Annotated in this window: 4 protein-coding genes and 3 tRNA genes; 6 read left to right on the top strand and 1 reads right to left on the bottom strand. The window is 20.6% G+C overall.

Annotated elements, in window-relative coordinates; translation table 11 throughout:
• The coding region (locus GJT96_RS01525) for a glutamate--tRNA ligase family protein (protein WP_247646076.1) at window positions 1-803 on the bottom strand (803 nt) is incomplete at its 3' end.
• A 101-nt stretch (window positions 804-904) separates the two neighbouring features.
• On the opposite strand from GJT96_RS01525, the gene GJT96_RS01520 reads away from it, so the two are divergent.
• The 6 genes from GJT96_RS01520 to GJT96_RS02400 form a co-directional block, all read left to right on the top strand.
• A tRNA-Met gene (locus tag GJT96_RS01520) sits at window positions 905-980 on the top strand.
• Window positions 981-989: 9 nt separating this feature from the next.
• Window positions 990-1,080 (top strand) — tRNA-Leu (locus tag GJT96_RS01515).
• A gap of 15 nt (window positions 1,081-1,095) precedes the next feature.
• Window positions 1,096-1,167 (top strand) — tRNA-Gln (locus GJT96_RS01510).
• A gap of 72 nt (window positions 1,168-1,239) precedes the next feature.
• Window positions 1,240-2,583 carry a tRNA (N6-isopentenyl adenosine(37)-C2)-methylthiotransferase MiaB gene (miaB, locus tag GJT96_RS01505; RefSeq protein WP_169780463.1) on the top strand — a complete coding sequence of 448 codons (1,344 nt, stop codon included), beginning with the start codon at window positions 1,240-1,242 and terminating at the stop codon, window positions 2,581-2,583.
• A gap of 2 nt (window positions 2,584-2,585) precedes the next feature.
• Window positions 2,586-3,041 carry an rRNA maturation RNase YbeY gene (gene ybeY / locus GJT96_RS01500; protein WP_169780462.1) on the top strand — a complete coding sequence of 152 codons (456 nt, stop codon included), beginning with the start codon at window positions 2,586-2,588 and terminating at the stop codon, window positions 3,039-3,041.
• A 76-nt stretch (window positions 3,042-3,117) separates the two neighbouring features.
• A partial coding sequence (locus GJT96_RS02400) for a class I tRNA ligase family protein (protein ID WP_247646075.1) occupies window positions 3,118-4,401 on the top strand: 1,284 nt, incomplete at its 3' end.

Genomic DNA, 4,401 nt, shown 5'->3' with positions numbered 1-4,401 from the left:
CCATATTCAATTTTAAGTTTTGAAAATTCATATTGTTTAGGATGATTTTTTACACTAATATTATTAAGTATCCAATTATATAATAATTTATTATCTAAAAATTCTAAAGTACATAAAGAGTGTGTTATTCCTTCAATTGAATCAGATATACAATGACAAAAATCATAAGTAGGATATATACACCATTTTTTTCCAGTATGGTGATGTTTTTGATATTTAATTCTATATAAAACAGGATCTCTCATTATAATTATTTTTGATTTCATATTTATTTTTGCTCGTAAAGACATACTTCCTTCAGGAAATTTACCTAAACGCATATTATGAAATAACTTTAAATTTTCTTTGATTGAACGATTCCTGTAAGGACTATTTTTACCAGTTTTTAGTAAAGTACCTCTATAAGATTTAATTTCTTCTATACTTAATTCATCAACATAAGCTAAATTTTTATTAATTAATTCTATCGCATATTCATATATTAATTCAAAATAATCTGATGAATACTTAATTTTATCATTCCATTTAAACCCTAACCATATCAAATCTTTTTTTATAGAATTAATATATTTTATATTTTCAGTTTTTGGATTAGTATCATCAATTCTTAAAAAACAGTTTCCTTTATAAAATTTTGCTATAGAAAAATTTAAACATATGGATTTAATATGTCCTATATGTAAATAACCATTAGGTTCTGGAGGAAATCTAGTACATATAAAATCATATTTTTTATTTTTTAAATCATTTTTAATAATTTTAAAAATAAAATTTTTTTTATAAAAATTATTATTTTTACACATATTTATTTTACTCTTTTCACAAATTTAATTTTAAATTTGTATTTAAAATGATAAATTAGTTGACGTTATACTTTATTATATTACATAATACATATGTAATCGGCTACGTAGCTCAGTTTTGGTCAGAGCACAGCACTCATAACGCTGAGGTCATGGGTTCAATTCCCATCGTAGCTAAAATAATTAGCGGAAGTGGCGGAATTTGGTAGACGCACCAGATTTAGGTTCTGGCTATTTAAATAAAAATATAGTACGAGTTCAAGTCTCGTCTTCCGCATAGAAAAAAAATATATGGGGTATAGCCAAGTGGTTAAGGCACCGGTTTTTGATACCGGCATCCCTGGTTCAAATCCAGGTACCCCAGATAAAAATATACTTGTTTTTTTTCATTTTTCTAAAAATTTAAAAACAAATAAAATTATTTATTTAATAAATTATGTTAAAAAATAAATTATATATTAAAACTTGGGGCTGTCAAATGAATGAATATGATTCTTCTAAGATAGCTGATATAATGAAAAATGAATTAAATTGCAAAATTACTACATCAGTTACTAATGCTAATATTTTGATATTAAATACTTGTTCTATTAGGGAAAAAGCACAAGAAAAACTTTTTCATCAATTAGGAAGATGGAAAAATTTAAAAAAAAATAATCCCAATATTATTATTGGTGTAGGTGGTTGTGTTGCTTCACAAGAAGGTAAAAAAATCTTAGAAAGAGCATATTATATAGATATTATTTTTGGACCTCAAACTTTTCATAGATTGCCTAAAATGATATATAAAGTACGTCAATTTAAAAAATATCTAATTGATATTAGTTTTCCTAAAATTGAAAAATTTAAATTTTTTCCTTTAAAAAAAACAAAAAACATAAGTTCTTTTATTACTATTATTGAAGGATGTAATAAATATTGTACTTATTGTATAGTACCTTATACAAGAGGAAAAGAGATAAGTAGACCATATAAAGACATTATTTTAGAAATTAAGAATTTAACTTCTCAAGGAGTTAAAGAAATATATTTATTAGGACAAAATGTTAATGCTTACAAATATTTTGATAAAAAAAATAAAAAATATTATACATTTACTAAATTATTAAAATTAATTGCAAAAATTAAAAATATAAAAAGAATTAGATTTACTACAAATCATCCAAAATATTTTTCTGATGAACTTATAAATGTGTATAAAACAATTCCTCAATTAGTAAATTTTGTACATTTACCAGTACAAAGTGGCTCTGACAAAATTCTATATCTTATGAAAAGACAATATGATATTAAAGAATATACACAAATTATAAATAAATTAAGAATTGTTAGACCATTAATGCAAATTAGTTCAGATTTTATCGTTGGTTTTCCAGGAGAAAGTAAAGAAGATTTTAATAATACTATTTCTTTAATACTAGATTTAGATTTAGATATGAGTTTTAGTTTTATTTATTCATCAAGACCAGGAACTCCAGCTAGTAAAATGAAAGATAATATTAGTATTATAGAAAAAAAAAGAAGGTTATATTTACTTCAACATTATATAAAACAACAAACTAAAAAATTTAGTTTAAAAATGATTAATACTATTCAAATAATTTTAGTTGAAAATTTTTCTTTTCAAAATCACCAATATTTTGGTAAAACTGAAAATAATAGGATAGTTTTTTTTATAAGTTCTAAAAATTATATTGGCCAATTTGTAAAAATAAAGATCATTGATTCTAATATATATTCTTTATATGGAAAATTTATGTCTGTAGTACATAATATGTAATTATGAAATTAAATATTATTTTAAATTATTATAATTTTTGTAAAAATCATAATCATATACCATATAAAAATGATGTTTTATATTGGTTATATATAATTTTTATAAAAACTAATATAAAAAAAGTTAAAATTACTATTTCTATAGTAGAAAAAGATTATATTGAAAAACTTAATAAAAAATATTTTCAGATATCTAAACCTACAAATGTTTTATCTTTTTTAGAAAATATTAATTTCTTTAAAAGAACGTTATTAGGAGAAATAGTTTTATGTAAAGAAATTATTGAATGTGAATCTTTTTTACAAAAAAAATCATTAAATGCTCATTGGGCTCATATAATTATACATTCATGTTTACATTTATTAAATTATAATCATAAGAATATTGAAGAAACATGTATTATGCAAATAAAAGAAATTAACATACTTAATTTACTTGGTTATAAAAACCCATATTAATTAATTATTATTTTTAATATGAAATGTTATATTTATAATAAAATATTTTAAATATATATTCAGGAATTATTTTCATATGAAAAAAGAATATTTTCCTAAAGAAATAGAATCTTATGTACAAAAAAAATGGAATTTAAAAAAAACTTTTAAAGTAACTGAAGATTATAGTAAACCTAAATTTTACTGTCTTTCAATGTTACCTTATCCATCAGGAAAATTACATATGGGACATGTACGTAATTATACAATAGGAGATGTTATTGCAAGATATCAACGTATGCAAGGAAAAAATGTTTTACATCCAATTGGTTGGGATTCTTTTGGTTTGCCAGCTGAAATAGCAGCCTATAAAAATAATATTTCTCCTTATTTATGGACTAAAAATAATATTATAGAAATGAAAAAACAATTAAAATTATTAGGATTTAGTTTTGATTGGGATAGGGAAATAACAACATGTGATCCTAATTATTATCATTGGGAACAATGGTTTTTTTTAAAATTATATAAATTAGGTTTAGCATATAAAAAAAATGCTTTAGTTAATTGGTGTAATATAGATAAAACAATTTTAGCAAATGAACAAGTTATTAATAATTGTTGTTGGAGATGTAATAATATTGTACAAAAAAAATGGGTTAAACAATGGTTTTTAAAAATTACTCATTATGCTGAAGAGTTACTTAATGATTTGAAAAAATTAAATGGTTGGCCTAAAAAAGTAAAAAATATGCAAAAAAATTGGATTGGTAAAAAAACAGGAATAAACCTTCTTTTTAAAATTGAAAATACCAGTTATAAATTTAATGTTTTTATAGAAAAAAAATATATTAATCATATTAATGATATTATTTTTATTAAAATTTTATATAATCATCCTATATGTAAAAAATTTATAAAAAATACAAATATTAAAAATTTTATAAAAAAATGTTTATTAAATGAATCTACTAAAAATAATAAATTTTCATCTATTTCAATAATAGATATTAACAGTAAATTATTTGCATATAATATTTTTACAAAAAAAAAAGTACCAATAATTATTGTTAATTATTTAACAAATATTACAACAATTAATGCAATAATTGGTATACCAAAATATAATGAAAAAGATTTAATAATTACAAAAAAATATAATTTTTTTTATTCAAAATTTACAAAATCATTAAATATTTTAGAAAATAATAAAAATAATGATAGATTAATGCACAATTTAATTTTAAATAAAATTGCATCTTATAAGATACATTATCATTTACAAGATTGGAGTATTTCTAGACAACGTTTATGGGGTACTCCTATACCTATTATTATTCAAAATAATAAAAAAATTTTACCTTTTAAAGAAAAAGATTTA

This window comes from Enterobacteriaceae endosymbiont of Donacia piscatrix (genome assembly GCF_012569525.1).
GTDB lineage: Bacteria > Pseudomonadota > Gammaproteobacteria > Enterobacterales > Enterobacteriaceae.
Note: the sequence above shows the minus strand (reverse complement) of the source record. Positions and strands in the feature narration are given on the sequence as shown.

Excerpts from the sequence above, each read along its gene's own strand:
- miaB (WP_169780463.1), top strand. The coding sequence starts at position 1,240 with ATGTTAAAAAATAAATTATATATTAAAACTTGGGGCTGTCAAATGAAT.
- ybeY (WP_169780462.1), top strand. The coding sequence starts at position 2,586 with ATGAAATTAAATATTATTTTAAATTATTATAATTTTTGTAAAAATCAT.